Below are 19,742 nucleotides of genomic sequence, written 5' to 3' on the forward strand. Positions count from 1 at the left end.
TCTGAGCCTCAGGGGCGCGCCGGGGCGCCCGCCTGCGGTTGCCCGGGAGCCGCCGCAGCGGGGTTGTGGAAGTATCGGAAGAACTCCGAATCCGGCGACAGCACCATGCGCGTGTCGCTGCCCTTCAGCGAGCCTTCATAGGCCTGCATCGAGCGGAAGAACGAGAAGAACGACGGGTCCTTGCCATACGCCGCCGCCAGGATGCGGTTGCGATCGGCGTCGCCCTGGCCGCGCAGCTCCTCGCTCTTGCGGTTGGCCTCGGCCAGCAGCACCGTGACCTCACGCTCGGCGTTGGCGCGGATGCCCTGGGCGATCTGCGAACCCTGGGCGCGGATGTCCGCCGCCTCGCGCTCGCGCTCGGTCTTCATGCGCTGGAACACCGCCTCGCTGTTCTGTTCGGGCAAATCCACCCGACGCAGACGCACGTCCACCACCTCGATGCCGAGGCTGGCGGCCTGACGGTTCACGTCCGCGCGGATGCGCTTCATCAGCCGGTCGCGCTCATCCTTGACGATCGCAGTGAACGTGGCCTCGGCCAGCACCGAACGGGTCGTCGAATTGACCATCGGCGTCAGGCGCTGGTTGGCGCCCGGAATGGTGCCGACGGTTTGATAGAACAGCAGCGGATTGACGACGCGATAGCGGGTGAAGGTGTCAACCACCAGACGCTTCTGGTCAGCGGCGATGACCTCCTGAACCGGCAGGTCAAGATCCAGCACGCGACGGTCGACATAGACGACATTCTCGATGAACGGGATCTTGAAATACAGGCCCGGCTTCTGGATCACCGCGCGAACGCGGCCCAGCTGCAGCACGACGGCCTCCTGGGTCTGCCCGACCACGAAGGCGCCCGCATAGATCGCCACGGCGACGACGAGGACGACGATGACGCCGAGGGTTTTCAGGGTGCTGTTCATCGTGCGGCCTCCCCGTCAGCGGCCGCGCCCGAACGGCGTTGCAACTGGTCAAGCGGCAGATAGGGAACGACGCCCTGGCCGCCCTTCTGGTCGATGATGACCTTGTCGGAGTCCTTCAGCACGTTTTCCATGGTTTCCAGATACATACGCTCGCGAATGATCGCCGGCGCCTTGCGATACTGCTCGTAGACCGAATTGAAGCGCGCGGCCTGACCTTCCGCGTCCTTGACGGAGCGCTCCCTGTAGCCCTCGGCCTGCTGCACGACCCCAATCGCCTTGCCGCGCGCCTCCGGCACGATGCGGCTGGCGTAGGTTTCGGCCTCGTTGCGCATGCGGTCCTGATCCTGACGTGCGGCCTGCACGTCGCGGAACGCGTCAATGACCTGCTGCGGCGGGTCGACGCGAAGCAGGTTCACCTGAACGATGACCACGCCAGCGCCGTAGCTGTTGAGCGTGCCCTGCATCAGTTGCCGGACATCCTCCTGGATGGCGGCGCGGTCCGAAGTCAGGATGGCCTGGATGTTGCGCCGGCCGACAACCTCGCGCATGGCGCTTTCAGCGACCACACGGATCGTGCCGTCAGGGTTCTGGAGGTTGAAGACGTAATCCTGCGCCTGGGCCTTGTTCACGACCCACTGCACTTCAAAGCTGATGTCGACGATGTTCTCGTCGCCCGTGAGCATCAGTCCCTCTTCGGTCACCGGCCGCTGCTGCAGGCGGGTGCGCGAAACATCGGTGGTCCGCATGCCGATCTCGATGGTCCTGCGCCCCGTCACGTCCGGGCGAAGAACCTGGCCAATTGGCCAAGGGAAGTTGTAACGCAAGCCCTCGCCGGTCTGTCCGACATATTTGCCGAACACCAGATTGATGCCGACCTGGGTGGGGCCGACCTGGTAAAAGCCCGTGAGCAGCCACAAGGCGATGGCGCCCAGAGCCGCAAGCAGAATGGTGCGAAGACCGGGGCCGCCGCTCTGTCCGCCGGGGAAGACGCTTCTCAGCCGGTCCTGGCCGCGCCGCAGCAGATCCTCAAGGTCGGGGGGGCCGCCGGGATTCCGTTGCGGCCCCTGTCCCCAGGGCCCCTGGTTGCGCGGTCCCCAGGGACCGCCGCCATTGCCGCCGCTACCGCCGCCGCCACTCTGATTGCTCCAAGGCATCGATCTGTCATTCCCCTTTCAAAGCGCGCCGGTTCCGCATTCTCTCCTGCCCCGCCAGGCGGCGGGCAGAAGCACAGAGCGGTTTTCATATGTCTGGAGCAGGTTCGCATCGGCCTGACCTGGAGGCCCTGCCGGAACATGCTTCTGGCGCCGGACGCAGATCCCTTCGCCGCCATGCTTTTTTACGTCTGCTTTTGTTGGTTGCCCACGCGCGCCTGTCAACCAGGGCAGATAGTCATTGAATCCTTGCGGCACAATGCGCGGCGCGGTTTTTTGGCGCGAAGGCGACGTCCGGAGACCGCCGCCTCCGAAGGGGAGCGCCCGTCAGTGCTGGCGTCGGGCCAGGTCGATGAAGACAAACGGCCGCTCGTCTTCCGCCCCCGCCGGGTGCGCCTCGCGCCACGTCTCGACGAAGTTGTCGCGCCAAGCGCCTTCCGGCCCGCCCGGAAAGAAGGCGTCGGCCTCGGGCCTGTCCTGCACCAGGGTAAGGTGAACGCGGGCGGCGCCGGGCAGGGTCGCCGCATAGATTTGCGCTCCGCCCACCACCATGGCGCTGTCGACGCCGCGTCTGGCCGCGCAGGTCCCGGCCAACTCAAGCGCCCCAGCGAGATCATGGGCGACCAGCACGCCCTCCGGCGCGAACGCCCCGTTGCGGCTGAGCACGATCGTGTCGCGGTCCGGCAGCGGACGGCCTATCGAATCCCAGGTGTTGCGTCCCATGATCAACGGATGGCCCATGGTCAGCGCCCGGAAACGGCGCATGTCTGCCCGCAGCTTCCAGAGCAACGCGTTGTCGCGGCCGATGGCGCCATTCTCGCCCATGGCGACCACCAGGGCCAGTTGCAACGGTGCGCTCATGGGTCAACTCCACTTTTCTTGGGAACGCCCCCGGTTCAGAGGAAAGGTCGGGGACAAGTTCACCCTTGCCCCCGGCTGCGGCCCCTTCGCGTCATGGCCGGGCTTCGGGCCATCCATGCCTGAACCCCACGCCATCCTTACGCTCTCATACCGTCTAGTGCGCGTGGTTGCCGTGGTCATGGCTCTCGCCGGCCTTTGAGCCAGCGCCCGCCCCGGCTGGAGCCTTGCCAGGCCCTGGCGAGCCGGCGGCCTCCACCGGCAGCGTCACCGCCACGTCGCCAGCGTCACGGAAGGTCAGCACGCCCTGGATGGCGTCGCCCTGCCTGAGCTGCTTCTTCAGCCCCATCAGCATCAGGTGCAGGCCGCCGGGGCGCAGTTCGACAGAGCCGCCGGCGGGAATCTCCAGCCCCTGCTCAAGATGGCGCATGCGCATGACGCCGTCGGTCATGGTCATGTCATGCACTTCAACCCGGTCGGCCACATCGAACCTGCCGCCGATGAGCACGTCGCCCTTCGGGCCGCCATTGGCGATCGCAACATAGGCGCCTGCGACCTTGGCGCCATTGGGCGTGGCGCGGCTCCAGCCGCCGGAGACGGCAAGCTGGCGGGCGTTTGCGCCCTGGGCGCCGGCGGCGGCCTGGCCAGCCCCCTGCCCGGCGGTGGCGACGGCCAGCGCCGGCGCCGGGGCCTTCAGGTCATGGGCGTTCTGACCCGCGGCCGGGATCTGCGTCCAGTCGAACGACCCCTTTTCACATTCCTGATAGACCGGGAAATACAGTCTGCCGTTCTGGAGCGCGACGTCCGGCTGGATCTGGGCCATAAACTCGAATTCGTCGAACATGTGGTCAGGCAGCGCGGCGCCCTTCCAGGTGATGGTCTTGACCCCCTCCATCACTTTCTTGCCGTGGATCTCCACGGGGCTGGCGTAAGGCGCCCAGGTGGTCTCGATCAGCCAGCCATATTTCGCCTTCGGCCGCACGGCGACAACGCCATCGGGAATGGTGACGCGCACCAGCCTGGTCGGCGTGCCCTCGCAGCCATGACCGATCCGGACGGCGCCGCGCCAACTGGCGCCGGCTTTGGCCTCCGGCGGTGTCAACACCGCATGCGCAGAAGCGGCGCTGGCGAAGCCTGCCGCCAGAAGGCCGCCGACGAGCAGCCGCGCCAGCGGGGAAAACACCGTCGGTCGGGCGGCCGTGGAGTGTGAAATCACTGGGTTCGTCATGAAATTTGCCTGTCGTCATCCGGATCGGAAATGGCGCGGACGTTCGCCTCACGCCGTCTGTGTGATCTCCGGATGGGCGGGCGGCGCCCGTGGGCGGGCGGAGGGTCGCGCCGGGGCGGGCCAGCCGTCATGCCAGTCCGCGACGGCCGGCGCCGCGAGGCGCGCGAACGGCGGCGCGCCCGGTAGCGCAAGCGGCGGCGGCGGCTCGGCGGCGGCGCCGCCAATGGCCGCGAGGCAGCAGCACGCCAGCGCGACAGCGCCGGCGGGAGGCGCGTCGCCAGGCCTCGCGTCGTCACGGCCCGCGCTGCCGGCGGCGCACAATGCCTGGAAGTCGCCCGGCGCGCCGTGAGCGATGCCGCCGCCCATGAGCAGCGGCTGCAAAGCCAGCGCGTAGGCCAGAACCAGCGCGAACAGGGTCCGAAACCGGCGATGGCCGGCAATGTCAGGCGGTTTTGCCAGGGCTGATCCGTGGGGCCTCATGGCGGCGGCCCTCACACCGCGACGGGCGCGCGGATCAGCGGATGCGGGTCATACCCCTCCAGCCGCACATCGTCATACCGGAAGGCAAAGATGTCGCGCGTTTGCGGATTGAGCCACAGCTTCGGCAGGGCGCGCGGCGCCCGGGAAAGCTGCTCTTTCGCCTGCTCCACATGGTTCAGATAAAGATGGACGTCGCCAAAGCTGTGGACGAAATCGCCTGGCTGCAGATCGCAGGCCTGGGCGATCAGATGGGTGAGCAAGGCGTAGCTGGCGATATTGAACGGCACGCCCAGAAACACGTCGGCCGAGCGCTGGTAAAGCTGGCAGGACAGGCGACCATTGGCGACGTAGAACTGGAACAGGGTGTGGCATGGCGGCAGGGCGACGCGGTCCTGCTGCTCCGGGTCCCAGCCCGTAACGATGAGCCGGCGGCTATCCGGATTGCGCCGGATTTCCTTGATTAACCACGAGATCTGGTCGACGCCGTCCTGGGCGAAAGAGCCGTCGGGCAGTTCGGTTCCACCGAAATTGCGCCAGGCGTGGCCATAGACCGGGCCAAGGTCGCCAGCCTGGCGGCCGAATCTGGCGCACTGTTCGGGCGTCGCCCACTCGTCCCAGATGCTGACGCCGTTTTCCTGCAGATAGCGCACGTGAGTGTCGCCGGAGAGAAACCAGATCAGCTCATGCACGATGGAGCGGAAATGCACCCGCTTGGTGGTGAGCAAGGGGAAGCCGTCAGCCAGATTGAAGCGCATCTGATGGCCGAACAGCGACAGCACGCCGGTGCCGGTGCGGTCGCCCTTGCGCGCGCCTTCGGAGAGAATCCGGTTGAGCAGATCAAGATAGGTTTGCATCGCTGTCCGTCGGGACCGGAACGGACTCAAAACCAGGACGGCCTTTCCGGGCGGCGCAGCATAGGCGCCGCCCCCTCCTGCGGCAAGTGTCCCTCCCCGGGGAGGGCCTGTCCTGCCCGGCGCGGGCTCCTGACGGGGCTGGCGCATGGCGGAAAGGCCACACAGACGTGGGTTTCCCACCGCTGCCCACAGCATCCCTGGCCCCAAAGCCGCCTGTCTTGCGCTTGCCCCTTTTCGCCAGGGGCGCCACGCCCTATATTCATCTCGCCGTCGCAAGACGGATATGGCGATAAATGGTCATCGAAATAAGCCTTTCGGACCCGGGGGCGGTACCCGGCGCCTCCACCAAAACCCGGCTTCCTCCGGGTTTTGGCGGGGGCGAAACAGGATCGACGAGGGTGTAAAGGGTGTGCTTTTGCCCGGCATGGTTCCGCCGTTATCGGGCCGTTGCAATAGTTGCCAACGACAACTTTGCTGAGGTCCGCGCGGCCGCGTAAGCGGTTGAGCATCCTCGACTCAAGCCCTTGCGGTTAGCCCCGTAAGGCGGGGCCCGGAGGCGCCTGGCAACAGAAGCCTCCACCTGATTTGCGGCGCGCGGGGCTCCATGTCGAAAGATCACATCCGCTACGATCTCCTTGTTCAGAACGCGCTCAAAGGCGTCGTTCGCAAGGTGCTGACCGACGCCAGCCGGGACGGCCTGCCGCCAGAGCACCATTTCTACGTCTCGTTTCGCACCAATGTCTCCGGCGTGAAGATCTCCAGCCGTCTGCGGGAGAGATATCCGGAAGAGATGACCATTGTCCTGCAACACCAGTTCTGGGACCTGACGGTCAATGACAACCTGTTTGAGGTTGGCCTGTCGTTCTCGGGCATTCCCGAGCGGTTGACAGTGCCGTTCGACGCCATCAGCGGCTTCTATGATCCGTCGGTGGAGTTCGGCCTCAAGTTCGAGGTGAAGGACGACGAAGCAGCCGACAAGGCTGACGGGAAGGGCGCGGACCGGAACGGGCCGACGGCCGCCGGCGAGCCAGCCCCCGCCCCGCGTCAGTTCACGCCGCGCTCGGTGCGGGAACGCGCCGCCGCGACGGCGGCTGGAGCCGCCCAGGATGGCGTGGCCGGGACTGACGCCATCGACGAGGCCGAAAGCAAGGGCAGCGCTCCCGCAAAAGAAACCGTAGCGGACGCCACTGCGAACGACGCGCCTGCTGAAGCCGGAGAAACCGTCAGCGTCGACGCCGGGCCGGCTGCGACGGAAAAGGAAGAGCTGGAGACGGAAGGCGCGCCGGCTTCCGGCGGCGCCCAGGTCGTCAGCCTCGACGCTTTCCGCAAGAAGCACTGACACGGCGTCTTCGCGCTGGGGCCAACGGCGCCGCGATCCCAACCATGCCCGCACACGTTGCGGGCATGTGTGTTTCTGCGGGCCATCACGCGTTTCGCAAGCGCCGTTCCGGACAATCACGCCGCTTTGCCGCAGCCAGCTTTTGGCGCACAACAATGTCCACGCCGCGCCAGCGTTGCTGCGGCGCTTCGTCTGAAGGTGAGCGACATGAAGCTGTTCTATGCCCCCGGCGCCTGCTCTATCGGCATTCACGCCCTGCTGGAGGAAACCGGCAAGCCCTATGAGGCCATCCGCCTGGACCTGTCCGCGGGCGACCAGCGCAAGCCGGAATATGCGGCGGTGAATCCCAAGGGCAAGGTGCCGGCGCTGGTGCGCGATGACGGCCGCCTGCTGACGGAATTCGCCGCCATCGCCTGGTGGATCGGTCTCGCCAACCCGGAGCTGAAGCTGATCCCGCAGGGCATCGACGCACAGGCGCAGGCGCTGTCGTCGCTCAGCTACGTCACCGGCACGGTGCATCCGCAGGGCTTCACCCGCATGTTCCGTCCCAATTATTTCACGCCGCACGAGGCGGAATACGGCGCGATCCGCGCCCTCGGCGCCGAGAACGTCAACAAGGGCCTCGCCATTCTTTCACAGGAACTGGGCGACCGGAACCATGTGGCGGGAGACCTCTCCGTCGCCGACTACGCCCTGTTCTATGTGACGTGGTGGAAAGTGTTCCGTCTGAAGGAGGAACTGCCGGCCAATCTCGCCGCCCACCACGCCCGCATGCTGGCGCGCCCGGCAGTGCAACGGGCGCTGGCGGCGGAAGGCTTTGGCGCCTGACGACGCGCTCCGACTGACGGCGCCATCTTCGCGAAGCGCCGTCGGCTGGCGGGGCATTTCGCTATCCTTTTATTTGACGCAATTTGGCTGGCACATTGAAGCTGCGCCAGTTTTTGGCAATGCGCGGAAGCGTTTCCGGAAACGCGGGCCATCGTGTTTCGTGAAGAAGCGCTTTGTTCGGAAAATTTGAGCAAAATCCGGGTTCGATCGGCGGATTTCTGCTTTCCCATGACAGGGGGCGGGTGATGGGCGACGTCATCAATCTTCGGCAGGCGCGCAAGCAACGGGCGCGCCAGGACAAGGACGCCGGGGCGGCGCGCAACCGGACGGCGTTCGGCCGCAGCAAGGCGGACAAGCAGCGCGACCAGAGCGTGGCCGATCTGGCCGAACGACGCCTGGAAGGCCACCGGCTGACGCCCTTCGCCCCCGATGACGATGGGAAAACGCCTGCTTGAACGCCCACCCCGCAGGCGTGGTCAAACGCTCCATTGTCATCGCCGGGCACAGCACCAGCGTCTCGCTGGAGGAGGCCTTCTGGCAGGCGCTGCGCGATATTGCGGCGGCGCGCGGCTGCCCCGTGGCCCGGCTCGTCGTCGAAATCGACCAGACCCGCGCCGGCGAGAACCTGTCATCGGCCATCCGGGTGTTTGTGCTGAACGAAGCGCTGAAGCGCGGCCAGGCCGCCCCGGAATAGAGCCTTGTTCCGCCAGACGCCCCCCAACCCGTTGCGTCCGGCGCGTCAGGCGCCGACGATGGGTTTTGGCGAAAGAGCCCTGGTCAAACCCAGTCAGCGCAACGCACGTCCCGCCATGGGCGAATGTGCTGATTTGAGTTTTGCCGGCCACGGATGCGCCAGCTTTCTGGCGACCTGACATCAGCATTGACCATCACGCACCGGGAAAAGCGTCCGGCAGTTTTGGCATAATCGGTTCTTCTCCGCATTGACGCCGCCGCCGACCGGCCGCTGGCGCCGCGACCAGGCGCCAGAGCAACCGAAGACAACATTGTCGACGCTGGCCCGCAAGCGCCGGCGCCGACGCACTACTGAAACCGCAGCGTGGGCGTTGGCGTGGACGGCAGGGCTGTGGGCGGCTTTGGCCGCCCTGGAGCGAGGCCCGGAGCAAGATTTGGGCGCGGCGGCGGCAACGGGGCAGTTGGCAAAGGCGCGCCGTCCTGGGGCGGGGCGTGCATGTCGCGGCGTCGCGCCTCTTCAGCCTTGCGCGCCTCTTCAGCCTGACGGGCTTCATGTGCCTGGCGCTCCTCCTGCCCCTGGCGTTCCTGCTGCGCCTGACGTTCCTGCTGTCGGCGCTGTTCGGCCTCCTCCAGACGCCGGGCCTCCGCCTTCCATGCCTCGACCCGACGCAACTCGTCGTCAAGCCGGATGGCGGCCAGCCCGGTCTGCAGCGCGGCCACATCGACCGTTCGCGCCGGGGCCGTCAACGGCCCACGCCAGTTCAGGACGAGCGCCGGCGGCGCGCCCTTCCAGCGCGGCGGGGCCGTCAAGGCAACCAGCCTGGCGACGGCGTCCAGACGCAGCGCCCGCAGATCAACCATCACCTCCGCGTCAAGGCCGCCGGGGCCATCGGCAAGCGGCGGTGGATCAATCCTGATGACGCCGCCCGTCGCGACCACCGGCGCTTTCGCCTCCGCCACCGTGAATGCCCCCGCCGCCAGTTGGCGCTGCGTCGTCTGCAACAGCGTCGCCGCGTCAAGCCCGGCGGGATCGCCAGCCAGACTGGCGACCACCGCGCCGGGGGCCAGCGGCGACGCCTGCAACAACCGGCCGTCGCGCAGATGGATTTCGCCATTGCCAGCGAGATTGGCGACCAGGGCGGCCGGGCTCTCACCCGAAGCGCCAAGACGCAGCTCGACGTCGGCGACGCCCTGAACCTGACCAAGGCCCCACCCTGTTAACGGCGCGCCCGTAAGGCGAAGGTCCGCCGAAAGGGCCGCCGCCGCCCCCTGGCGACGCAGAAGCACGGTTCCGGCGAGCCTGCCGCCAGCAGATGATGAGAGAGGCGTTGAGAGCGCCGCCGGTTGCAAGGCCATGCGCACGCCATCGGCGACAGAAGCGACGCCCAGGCTGGCGTCGGCCACGACAAAGCCAGCGCCAAGATCCAGACGCCGCGCCTTCAGCGACAGCTCCAGGGCGCGCGGCGCGCCGGTCGCCGGATCAGTGAGCGAGACCGGCGCCGGGGCGAACCGTCGTGACGACCATAGCCCATTGCCCTGGGGTTCGCCGGCTGCGGCTTCGCCCAGCGCCAGGGCGCCGGCCAGCGTCGGCAGGGACACGGCTTCAAGATTGACCTCAGCCGCCAGCCCCCCGTTTCCAGACGTGTCATCGCTCAGGGGGCTGATCATGCCGGATAGCGGCGCATCGCCGTTGCGTCCCTGGAATGTGAGGCTCCAGACCGCTCCGTTGTCTTGCCCCCGCCCCTGCTTTTGATCCGTATTGCCCCAGTTGAGGCGCCCTTCCAGTTTGAGGGGAGCGGCGGTTGGGCGCGGCCAGCCCAAGGCTCTGGCGAAGCTGGCGGCGTCATCGGCGGCCAGCGCCAGGCGCGCGCCGCCAGCATCCGGCGTCACCGTGAGCCGCGCCCCTGCGGCCTGCGCCTCGAAGGCGGCGCGGACACCGCTGGCTTCGGGCCTGAGATTGACCACTGCCCGCCATGGGCCCTGCCCTGTCGGAGGATCAGCGAGAGCGAATCCCGCCGGCGCCAGCAGGCGCAATGGCGTCGCCGCGTCGCCGCCAGACAAGGTAATCTGGCCGGCGGCGAGGCTGACAGCGCGGCCGTGCGCGGGGGGCGCCAGCGTAAGGCGCCCCATGGCCACGCCGGCCGACGTGACGTCGCCAGTGAAACGGAACACCGCGCCGCCGCCTGATTGTGGCTCGGCGCCAAAGCTGATCTGCACCGGGCGCGCCAGCACGGGATCGCGCAACGCCCGCTGCAACCACGACGGGCCGCCGGCGCCAAGCCGCTCTGACAGGGTGGCCAGCGCCGCCAGTCCCGGCGCGCGAATCTCGCCGGTGAGCGGCTTGCCGGCGCCGCTCAGGCTCCCAGCGGCGGTTATGTCGACGCCGCCGAGATTGCGAACGTCGAGCAGCGCCACGTCCACGTCAGCGCCAGTGCGGCTGGCGCGCAGGCGCACGGCGCCGACCGGCCCGGTCGCGCCCAGCCGCAGGCGTTCGCCGGTGAATGTCAGCGACCCCTCCTGCTGACGCGCCACGCCATCGCCTGTCCATCCCGCCAGCAGACCCGGCGACAGTGGCAGATCAGCAAGATCGAGGCCACGCGCGGCGAATTGCGCATCAAAACGCGGCGGCGCGCGCAGATCACCGGCGCGGCTGGCGAACAGCCCTGAAAGCGCGCCGTCGCCGGCAGTCAGTTGCAGGCCGTGCACCGACAGGCTCTCGCGCGACACGCCGGCCTGGCCCGACAGTCCCAGATTTTTCTGTCGGCTGATCCAGCCGGCGACGTTATCCGGCGCGCCCAACCGGCGCAGCCATGCCGCCAGCAAGGCCGGCTGACGGGCCTCCAGACGCGGCGATACGGTGATGAAAGGACGCGGCGTCATGCGGGCGTCGCCAGTCAGATCCAGTGACGCGCCGGGTAGCGCGACGCGGCCAGAGCCGAGGGTCGCCACGCCGCCGGCCAGCCGCGCCTCCAGCTGCGCCGGCCCGGTTTCCTCCTCGCCCCAGGCCAGGGCGTCGATGCTGAGGCGCGCCGAAAGGTCGGGAACCGGCGCAAGTCTTGCGAGTTCCTGGACCACGGCCATGACGCTGGCGAAGACGTCGTCGCCGTCCGCGACCTGCAGACCCGCGAGGTCGAGACGGCGCGCCTTCAGGTCAAACGTCAACCGGCGCGCGCCGCCCAGCGCGCCGGCGCCGCTTCCCTCAAAGCGCAGCGGCGCCGCCGGGCCTCCAAGATCGATGCGGACCTGGCTGGCTTTCAGCGCCTCGCCGGCCAGGGTGAGATCGGCCGTGAGGCTGGCGCGCGGCGCGTCTTCCGGCCTGGTTGCCGCGGCGCCAGGCTGCGGCAGCGGACGACCCAGCGACAGGCGGCCCGCGAGGCCCCACTCCCTGCCGGATGCGGCGTCCGGCGGCAGCGCCTGGCCGTCAAATTCAGCGCGACCGCCCGCGCCTTCGCCAAGTGAGGCGCGCAACCGGAAGGCGCCGTCGCTCTCAAGCTCGCCCGTCGCCAGGCTGAACGGAGCGTCATCGACGACGCCGTTGATGCGCCACGGACCGGCCAGCGAGGCCGCCTGCACCTGGGCATTGATCCTCTGTCGCTCGAACAGGGGCGCGCCGTGGCGATCGGTGACGATGAGCACGCCATTGCTGATGCGCAATGCGTCGAGGGCAGGCGCAATCGCCGGGCCCGGGCGCTTTGCGCCTGCCGCAGGCGGCCAGACAAGACGCAACACCGGCCGTTCGACTGCGGCGTCGGCAATCTGCCATTTACCGCCAAGCAGCGGCGCCAGGGCCAGTTCAACGCGCAGGCTGCCTGTGGTCAGCAGCGGTGGAGCGGCGTTCGAACGAACAGGGGCTTCCTGCGCCACGGCCAGGGGCGGCGCATCGCGAACTTCAGCCCCCTCGAGTTGCAGCACCGGCGACGGCAGCAGCCGCAGGTTGACGGCGCCGCGGGTCCGCACGTCAAACCCGAGCGCTTCCCCCAGAGCCGCGTCGATGCGGCCGCGCTGGCTGGTCCAGTCAATGAAGCGCGGCCCGGCGAGCGCGACAACCAGGATCGCGATCAACGCCACGGCCAGCACCGTCAGGAAGTCGCGCAAAGCTGCTCCCCATCATGCGAACATGGAGCCGGCCAGGCCCGCTCCCTCTCCGGCGTCGGCAACGCCGGCTTCAGGCAAGGCCGGTTTCCGGCGTTGCCCAATGCAACGCGCCGCAGCTCAGGCTTCAACCCGGAGCGCAGGATCTTGCCGGGGCGGCAGGATCTTGCCGGGGTTCATCAGATTTTCCGGATCGATGGCCTGCTTGATGGCGCGCATCACGCCGAGCGCGTCCTCGCCGTGCTCGGCGGCCATGAATTTCATCTTGCCCTGGCCAATGCCGTGCTCGCCGGTGCAGGTGCCGCCGTAGGCCAGAGCCCGCGCCGCCAGCCGCGCCAGAAAGCCCTCAATGGCGGCGCGCTGGGCGGCGTCGTTGACGTCAAAGAACGGCTGGGTGTGGAAATTGCCATCGCCCACGTGGCCAACGGTGCCGCCGGCAATGCCGATGCTGTCCAGATCGCGCGCCGTTTCCTCCACGCAATCGGCCAGATGGGAAATCGGCACGCAAACGTCGGTGGCGAAGGTCAGCATGCCCGGATTGGCGGCGCGCCCGGCCCAATAGGCGTCATGCCGGGCCTGCCACAGGCGGGTGCGATCTTCAGCCCGGGTGGCCCATTCGAACGGTCCGCCGCCAAGCCCTTCGGCGATCTCGCCAAAGCGGGCCGCCTGCTCCTGCACCGAAGCGTCGGTGCCGTGGAATTCCACCAGCAGCATCGGCGTCTCGGGCAGGCCGATCTTCGAATAGGCATTGACCGAGCGCACCGAGGCGACGTCGAGCAGTTCGATGCGCGCCACCGGAATGCCGGACTGGATGGTCTGGATGGTGGCGTCGCAGGCAGCGTGAACGCTGGGGAACGGGCAGCATCCGGCGGAGATGGCCTCCGGAATGCCATGCAGTCGCAGGGTGATTTTGGTGATGACGCCGAGGGTGCCTTCCGAACCCACGAACAGATGGGTGAGATCATAGCCCGCGGCGCTTTTCTTCGCGCGCGAGCCAGTGTGGATGACGCGGCCATCCGGCAGCACCACCTCCAGCGCCAGCACGTTCTCGCGCATGGTTCCGTAGCGCACGGCGTTGGTGCCGGAGCAACGCGTCGCCGCCATGCCGCCGATGGAGGCGTCGGCGCCGGGGTCGATCGGAAAAAACAGGCCAGCGTCGCGCAGATACTCGTTGAGCTCCTTGCGGGTGACGCCAGGCTCGACCACCACGTCGAGGTCCTCCGCGTGCACCGCGATCACCGCCTTCATGCGGCCGGTGTCGATGCAGACGCCGCCAAAGGGGGCGTTGACGTGGCCTTCCAGCGAGGTGCCAGTTCCATAGGGGATCATCGGCACATGGTGGGCGGCGCACAGGCGAACGATTTCCACCACCTCTTCCGTCGTCTCCGGAAAGACCACGGCGTCCGGCGGCTGGTTGCCCTGCCAGGTGAGGGTGTTGGCGTGCTGCTCGCGGATCGTCTCATTGACGGTGAAGCGCTCGCCAAAGCGCGCCTGCAAGGCCGCGAGACAGGCGGCGCGGCCAGGCGGGGCGTTCACATCGTCGACAGGTGCTGTCTGGATCGTCGCGGCCATGTCTGCCTCCCCCTCGCATGATGGACGTCGTGGCCGGGGGCGCCTGTTGCCACGTCCCCGGATTGGCCCGAATGGGCTACAGCCTAGAGCATTTTTCAGCGAAAAGCGGCGTTCCGTTTTCTGAAAAGCGCTTCAGACGGCCTTGCCGATCGCCACCACGGGTTTGCCGATATTTTCGCGGTTCAGCATGCGCGTCAGCAGGGCGGGCGTTTCCTCAAGCGCGAAGGTGGCGCTGGGCTGCGGATTGATGCGGCCGCCGTTCACCAGCTCGATCATGCGCTGGAAAATGACGGCGGCGGCGCCGGCTTCGGCCCGCACATGGCCGCCCCAATCCACGCCGACGATGCTGGCGCGCTTCAGCAATGGCAGGTTAAGCGGTATTTTCGGAATTTCGCCGCCGGCGAAGCCGACCACCAGATGACGGCCGCCAGGAGCCAGGCAGCGGAACGCCGTCTCCGACCACTGGCCGCCGACGGGATCATAAATCACCGTGAGCCTGCGACCGTCGAGCACGGCTTCCAGCGTCTTGCGCCAGTCCGGCCCGCTATAGTTCACGGTGAGATCAGCGCCGGCCTTCACACAGGCGGCGAGGCGCTCATCGGACGAGGCGGCGGCGACCACGGTCGCGCCCATGCCCCTGGCCACGTCGATGGCGGCCATGCCGACGCCGCCGGAAGCGCCGAGCACCAGCACGGTTTCGCCGGGCTGCAGATGACCGCAGGTTTCAAAACCGTAGATGGCGGTGGAATAGTTCACCAGCGCGGCGGCGGCGGCGACGGAGCTGAACTTTTCCGGCAGCGGCGTGCACTGGGCGGCGAAGACCACGGCCTTCTCACACAGGGCGCCGCGTTCGGCCAGGGCCATCACCCGCTTGCCGACGAGATCCTGCGGGGCTTCGGAGCCGACGGCGATCACCGTGCCAGCCAGTTCGCTGCCGGGAATGAACGGCAACGGCCGCTTGACCTGATACGCGCCCCGCACATTGAGGCCATCGACATAACCGAGGCCCACCGCCTCGACGGCAATGATGGCGTCGCGCGGACCCGGAACCGGATCGGGCAGATCCCTCACCACCAGGTTTTTGGGATCGCCGTATTCAAGACACTGCACAGCCTTCATCGTCATCCTCGCCCGTTCACTCCCGCCTGGCGTTTGGCGCCGAAAGCGAACCACGCCGCGAACGGAAACACCAGGCCCCTTTGCCTCAGGCTTTGAACCGAAGCGGCGGGTTGTGCAAGGGGTGGGATGGGAGAACGGCTGGACGGTGTCGTGGAAGGGCGGTCATGGACCGGATCGGCCGCGATTAAAGGCGACAACCAGCTTCCCCATGCAACTTCCCCATGCGTCAGGGACTGGCCTGTTGGGGATGCAGGTGGCAGGCGCAGGGGCTGCCCGGGCATGCGATGGCCGCGATCCGACATGTCCTGACAGGCGGTTGCAGGTCAGCCTGTTCCGCACGATCGACGAAGCCAGACGTCGACGCCCGCAACACGTGCGGGCATGACATAGCGCAAGACAGGCGGATGAAAGACAGGGGCATGGCGCGGGGCTGGGCGGCGTCGCCAGGTTCGCCCTGGATCGCCCGGCCGGCTCCTTTAGCAGAGGCCTGTCGTACAGGGGCGCAGCATGCCGGGCTGGTTCTGGTTCTGCAACTGCTGGATCTGCTGCTGTTGCTGCATTTGGCGCAACTGGTTCTGCTGCTGATACTGCTGGTTTTCCAGACGCTGCTGCATGGCGCGGTTCGACTGCTGGACCGACTGGCCAGAGCGGACGCCCGTCACCGGATCATAGCCTTGGGCGTGCAATGGAACGCCTGAGGCCGCCCACAGGGCGGCGGCGGCGGCCAGCGCCGCGGCGGCGGCGCCCAACGCCACCCGGCGGCGCATGCGCGCGACTTCCTGGGCGGTGATGGCTTTCGCCCGGGCCGTGGCCTTTCCACGCCGGCCATTGCTGCGCGCGGCGTGATCGCGCGCGACAGCCCATGCATGACGCGTGTCGGGATGGTGGCGCATGGCGGCTCCTTGTACAGGTCGGCGCGCTGCCCGGAGAGACGAAACTGGCAGGCGCGCCAGAAGGCTGCGGAAACCTTCCATTTACTAATATAGAAGCCCATATGGCTTTTGAAAGGCCTTTCTGGTGGAAACGAATGCTCGACTTTCGTTCCCCTTATGGTCCAATGTGCTGACGTTACGGCGCGCCGTCGAATCGGAAGCCCCGCGAGGCGGCGACGCTGGCGGGCGTTGGGCAACTGGCTGAATTGCGCGCTCCAGTTCATCGCGTGGGCATGCCAGCTGGCGGCGCGAACAGGTCGGGGGCCAGCGGCGACGACAGCGCTGGCCAGATCACGGCGCTGGCCAGGTTGCGGCGTTGGCCAGGTTGCGGCGCTGGCCAGATTGCGGACAGCCAATCCGTTTCATGATGGCGCCGGCCGGCGTGCAGGCGCGCGCCGCCGGGCCGGTTTCGCGGAAAGTAAACTGAACAGGTCAATGCAAGGTTCTGACGATCATTCCGGCAATATGGCCGCGCCCGCTTATGCGCCGAAAGCCGGCGGGATTGCCGCCCGCGCCCGCCAGGGCGCCATGGCGACGCATACGCCGCACTCCTGGATGGACGGGCTCAACCCGGAGCAGCGCCTCGCCGTTGAAACCACGGAAGGCCCGCTGCTGGTGCTGGCCGGGGCCGGCACCGGCAAAACCCGGGTGCTGACCACCCGCATCGCCCACATCCTCGCCAGCGGCCTCGCCATGCCGTCGCAGATCCTCGCCGTCACCTTCACCAACAAGGCGGCGCGCGAGATGAAGGAGCGCATCGGCCATCTGGTTGGCCCCGCCGCCGAGGGCATGCCTTGGCTTGGCACCTTCCACGCCATCAGCACCAGGCTGCTGCGCCGCCACGCCGAGCTGGTCGGTCTGAAGCCGACCTTCACCATCCTCGACACCGACGACCAGATCCGGCTGATGAAGCAGGTGCTGCAGGCGGAAGGCGTCGATGAAAAACGCTGGCCGGCGCGCCAGCTCGCCCATCTGATCGACGGCTGGAAGAACCGGGCGCTGTCGCCGGCGCAGGTTCCGGCGGGCGAAGGCGCGGCCTTCGCCAATGGCCGCGGCGGCAAGCTCTACGCCATGTATCAGGAGCGGCTGAAAACCCTCAACGCCGCTGATTTCGGCGACCTGCTGCTGGAAACCATCCGCCTGTTCCGGGAACAGCCAGATGTGCTGACCATGTATCAGCAGCGTTTCCGTTACATGCTGGTGGACGAATATCAGGACACCAACGTCGCCCAATACCTGTGGCTGCGCCTGCTGGCCCAGGGGCGCGATCCGGCCCACCGCAATCTGTGCTGCGTCGGCGACGACGACCAGTCGATTTATGGCTGGCGCGGCGCCGAAGTCGACAACATCCTGCGCTTCGAGCACGATTTCCCTGGCGCCCAGGTGGTGCGGCTGGAGCGCAACTACCGCTCGACCGGACACATCCTCACCGCCGCTTCGGAGTTGATCGCCCGCAATGAGGGCCGCCTCGGCAAGCGCCTGCGCACCGAAGATGAGGATGGTGAGAAAGTCGCCATCACCGGCGCATGGGACTCTGAAGAAGAAGCCCGCCTCGTCGGCGAGGAAATCGAAGCCCTGCAGGCCAGGGGTCATTCGCTTGGCGACATGGCGATCCTGGTGCGGATCTCGGCCCAGATGCGCGAGATGGAAGACCGCCTGGTGCAGCTCGGCGTGCCTTACCGGGTGATCGGCGGCCCGCGCTTCTACGAGCGCCTGGAAATTCGCGACGCCATGGCCTATTTGCGCTGCGTCGTCTCGCCCGCCGACGATCTGGCCTTCGAGCGCATCGTCAACACGCCGAAGCGCGGCCTTGGCGACGCCACCCTTCAGGTGCTGCACGCCCATGCCCGGGCGGCGCGGATTCCGCTGATGGAGGCGGCGCGCTATCTGGTGGAGACGGAAGAGCTCAAGCCCAAGCCGCGCAAGACCATCCGCGATCTGCTGGCCGACTTCGGCCGCTGGAGCGCCGCCGCGACGCGGATGCGCCAGGGCGAGCTGGCGGAGCTGGTGCTGGAAGAATCCGGCTACACGGAGATGTGGCGGCGGGACCGCTCGGCTGAAGCCAGTGGCCGCCTCGACAACCTCAAGGAACTGGTGCGCTCGCTGGAGGAATTTCCCGACCTGCAGAGTTTCCTGGAGCACGTCTCGCTGGTGATGGAGGCGGCTGACGGCGACACCGGCGAGCGCGTCTCGCTGATGACCCTGCACGCCGCCAAGGGGCTGGAGTTCGACACGGTGTTCCTGCCCGGCTGGGAGGAAGGGCTGTTCCCCAACCAGCGCGCCCTCGACGAAAGCGGCCGCGCCGGGTTGGAGGAGGAGCGCCGCCTCGCCCACGTCGGCATCACCCGCGCCCGCAAGCGCGCCCGCATTTACTTCGCCAGCAACCGGCGCATCCACGGCCTGTGGAACGCCACCATTCCCTCGCGCTTCATCGACGAATTGCCGGAAAGCGCCGTGGAGGTTCTGGACGCCCCCGCATCCTATTCCTACGGCGGCTACGGCCAGAACAACAGCTATGGCCAGAGCCGCTTCGACCGCGCCGCCGGCGGTTATGCCGGGGCGGCGGAAACCGCTCCCTCCAGCTACGCAACGCCTGGCTGGCAGCGGGCCCAGGCGCGCGGCTTCGGCCAGGGCGGCTTTGGCCGCGACGGCTATGGCGCCGGCGGTTCGCAGTTCGCGGCCGGGCGCGGCGGCTCCCGCACCAGGACCAAGGGCGGACCGGTCATCGAGGGCGAACTGGTGGCGCGCTCCACCGGCGCCTCGGCCTTCAGCGTCGGCGACCGGATCTTTCACCAGAAGTTCGGCCCCGGCTCGGTGGCGCTGGTCGACGGCAACAAACTGACGGTCGATTTCGACAAGGCCGGCCGCAAGACGGTGCTCGACAGTTTCGTCGAGGCGACCTGAGGAAGGAGCTGCGGGGCATTCCCTCTCCGCAAGGAGGGGGCCGATGGCCTCGCCGCAGGCCCGAACCTGACGACAGGCCCGGGGCGGCTTGCCCGCGAAACTGTCTGTTCAGACCTGGCCGTTCACCATCGTGCGAAACTTGCCGGGCATAGCGCCCGATACGGGATTGCGCCCGAAGGCCGATCCACGGCAGGATGATGTAAACCTTGTGTTTACTGTTTTCCTGAAGCCCGGCGCCCTGACGCCGGCCGGGCCTCACAATCGCCACAACAGAGCGCCACCGCTCAACGCCGTTACCAAGGAGATCCCAGATGGCGAACATCCCCCAGGCTTCCGACTCAGGCGACGCCAGCACCCTTCCGGCACTCGGCCTGCGTTGGGCCGCGTTGCGCGGCATGCTGGGCTCGCCGTTGATCGACGCCGAGGACCAGCGCGAACTGCGCCGTGAGCTGCTGCAGGAGCTGAAAAGCGTTGAGCAGTCCATGTCGCGCGTTTCCGCGCGTAGCGGCCTCGAACTGTCGACCAAGATTGACGTGCTGGCCCAGGCCCTGCGCGAACTGACCTTCCCGGATGGTCGCAACGCGCTTGACCTGCTGGAGAGCATCCGTGGCGACGTGACCAGCCTGGTGCCGCGCAATATCGAGAAGAGCACCCACCTGAGCCGCGGCCCCGTGCTGCAGCGCCCCGAAAGCGGCGCCCCGACCCCCACTCCGTCCACCCCGACCGGCTCGGGCGCCTGAGGCCACCAGCCCCGGGAGCATTTTCAGGAAAAGTG

16 protein-coding genes and 1 other RNA gene are annotated in these 19,742 nt (G+C 67.8%); 7 read left to right on the plus strand and 10 right to left on the minus strand.

Features of this window, described 5'->3' with window-relative positions; genetic code table 11:
- Positions 1-8: 8 nt before the first annotated feature.
- The 6 genes from hflC to IE243_RS14725 form a co-directional block, all read right to left on the minus strand.
- Complete coding sequence (gene hflC, locus IE243_RS14700) at positions 9-917, minus strand: protease modulator HflC (protein WP_191320151.1); 909 nt, start codon at positions 915-917, stop codon at positions 9-11.
- Complete coding sequence (hflK, locus tag IE243_RS14705; protein WP_191320152.1) at positions 914-2,071, minus strand: FtsH protease activity modulator HflK; 1,158 nt, start codon at positions 2,069-2,071, stop codon at positions 914-916. Before hflK ends, hflC begins: the two co-directional genes overlap by 4 nt.
- A gap of 324 nt (positions 2,072-2,395) precedes the next feature.
- Positions 2,396-2,929, minus strand: coding sequence for a dihydrofolate reductase (locus IE243_RS14710; RefSeq protein WP_191320153.1), 534 nt, complete (start codon positions 2,927-2,929; stop codon positions 2,396-2,398).
- 154 nt (positions 2,930-3,083) lie between these two features.
- Complete coding sequence (locus IE243_RS14715) at positions 3,084-4,154, minus strand: copper chaperone PCu(A)C domain-containing protein (protein WP_191320154.1); 1,071 nt, start codon at positions 4,152-4,154, stop codon at positions 3,084-3,086.
- Between the two features lie 48 nt (positions 4,155-4,202).
- Complete coding sequence (locus tag IE243_RS14720) at positions 4,203-4,634, minus strand: hypothetical protein (protein ID WP_191320155.1); 432 nt, start codon at positions 4,632-4,634, stop codon at positions 4,203-4,205.
- Positions 4,635-4,645: 11 nt separating this feature from the next.
- Positions 4,646-5,488, minus strand: coding sequence for a thymidylate synthase (locus tag IE243_RS14725; protein WP_191320156.1), 843 nt, complete (start codon positions 5,486-5,488; stop codon positions 4,646-4,648).
- A gap of 227 nt (positions 5,489-5,715) precedes the next feature.
- On the opposite strand from IE243_RS14725, the gene ssrA reads away from it, so the two are divergent.
- The 5 genes from ssrA (at position 5,716) to IE243_RS14750 (ending at position 8,349) form a co-directional block, all read left to right on the plus strand.
- Positions 5,716-6,069: a transfer-messenger RNA gene (ssrA, locus tag IE243_RS14730) on the plus strand.
- Between the two features lie 23 nt (positions 6,070-6,092).
- Entirely contained in the window at positions 6,093-6,827 is a 735-nt protein-coding gene (locus tag IE243_RS14735; RefSeq protein ID WP_191320157.1) for an SspB family protein, read from the plus strand.
- Positions 6,828-7,034: 207 nt separating this feature from the next.
- The gene (locus IE243_RS14740) at positions 7,035-7,655 is read left to right on the plus strand and encodes a glutathione S-transferase family protein (protein ID WP_191320158.1); all 621 of its coding nucleotides are present in this window, start codon (positions 7,035-7,037) and stop codon (positions 7,653-7,655) included.
- A 173-nt stretch (positions 7,656-7,828) separates the two neighbouring features.
- A complete protein-coding gene (locus IE243_RS14745) occupies positions 7,829-8,110 on the plus strand; it encodes a DUF4169 family protein (RefSeq protein WP_308432054.1) in 282 nt (93 codons plus the stop codon).
- Positions 8,107-8,349 carry a ribbon-helix-helix domain-containing protein gene (locus tag IE243_RS14750; protein WP_191320159.1) on the plus strand — a complete coding sequence of 81 codons (243 nt, stop codon included), beginning with the start codon at positions 8,107-8,109 and terminating at the stop codon, positions 8,347-8,349. The genes IE243_RS14745 and IE243_RS14750 overlap by 4 nt, the downstream gene beginning before the upstream one ends.
- A 347-nt stretch (positions 8,350-8,696) precedes the next feature.
- On the opposite strand, the gene IE243_RS14755 is transcribed toward IE243_RS14750, so the two are convergent.
- The 4 genes from IE243_RS14755 to IE243_RS14770 all read right to left on the minus strand — a co-directional run bounded on the left by IE243_RS14755 (position 8,697) and on the right by IE243_RS14770 (position 16,024).
- A complete protein-coding gene (locus tag IE243_RS14755) occupies positions 8,697-12,443 on the minus strand; it encodes an AsmA family protein (protein WP_191320160.1) in 3,747 nt (1,248 codons plus the stop codon).
- A gap of 117 nt (positions 12,444-12,560) precedes the next feature.
- Positions 12,561-14,012, minus strand: a complete 1,452-nt coding sequence (locus tag IE243_RS14760) for an FAD-binding oxidoreductase (RefSeq protein WP_191320161.1) — start codon at positions 14,010-14,012, stop codon at positions 12,561-12,563.
- Between the two features lie 132 nt (positions 14,013-14,144).
- A complete protein-coding gene (locus tag IE243_RS14765; RefSeq protein ID WP_191320162.1) occupies positions 14,145-15,137 on the minus strand; it encodes an NADPH:quinone oxidoreductase family protein in 993 nt (330 codons plus the stop codon).
- Positions 15,138-15,607: 470 nt separating this feature from the next.
- Entirely contained in the window at positions 15,608-16,024 is a 417-nt protein-coding gene (locus IE243_RS14770) for a hypothetical protein (protein WP_191320163.1), read from the minus strand.
- Positions 16,025-16,498: 474 nt separating this feature from the next.
- On the opposite strand from IE243_RS14770, the gene IE243_RS14775 reads away from it, so the two are divergent.
- Positions 16,499-18,967 carry an ATP-dependent helicase gene (locus IE243_RS14775; protein ID WP_280514601.1) on the plus strand — a complete coding sequence of 823 codons (2,469 nt, stop codon included), beginning with the start codon at positions 16,499-16,501 and terminating at the stop codon, positions 18,965-18,967.
- A 311-nt stretch (positions 18,968-19,278) separates the two neighbouring features.
- Positions 19,279-19,707, plus strand: coding sequence for a hypothetical protein (locus IE243_RS14780; RefSeq protein ID WP_191320164.1), 429 nt, complete (start codon positions 19,279-19,281; stop codon positions 19,705-19,707).
- Positions 19,708-19,742 lie beyond the last annotated feature (35 nt).

The sequence above is a fragment of the Camelimonas fluminis genome (genome assembly GCF_014656355.1).
In the GTDB taxonomy this organism is placed as follows: Bacteria; Pseudomonadota; Alphaproteobacteria; order Rhizobiales; family Beijerinckiaceae; genus Camelimonas; species Camelimonas fluminis.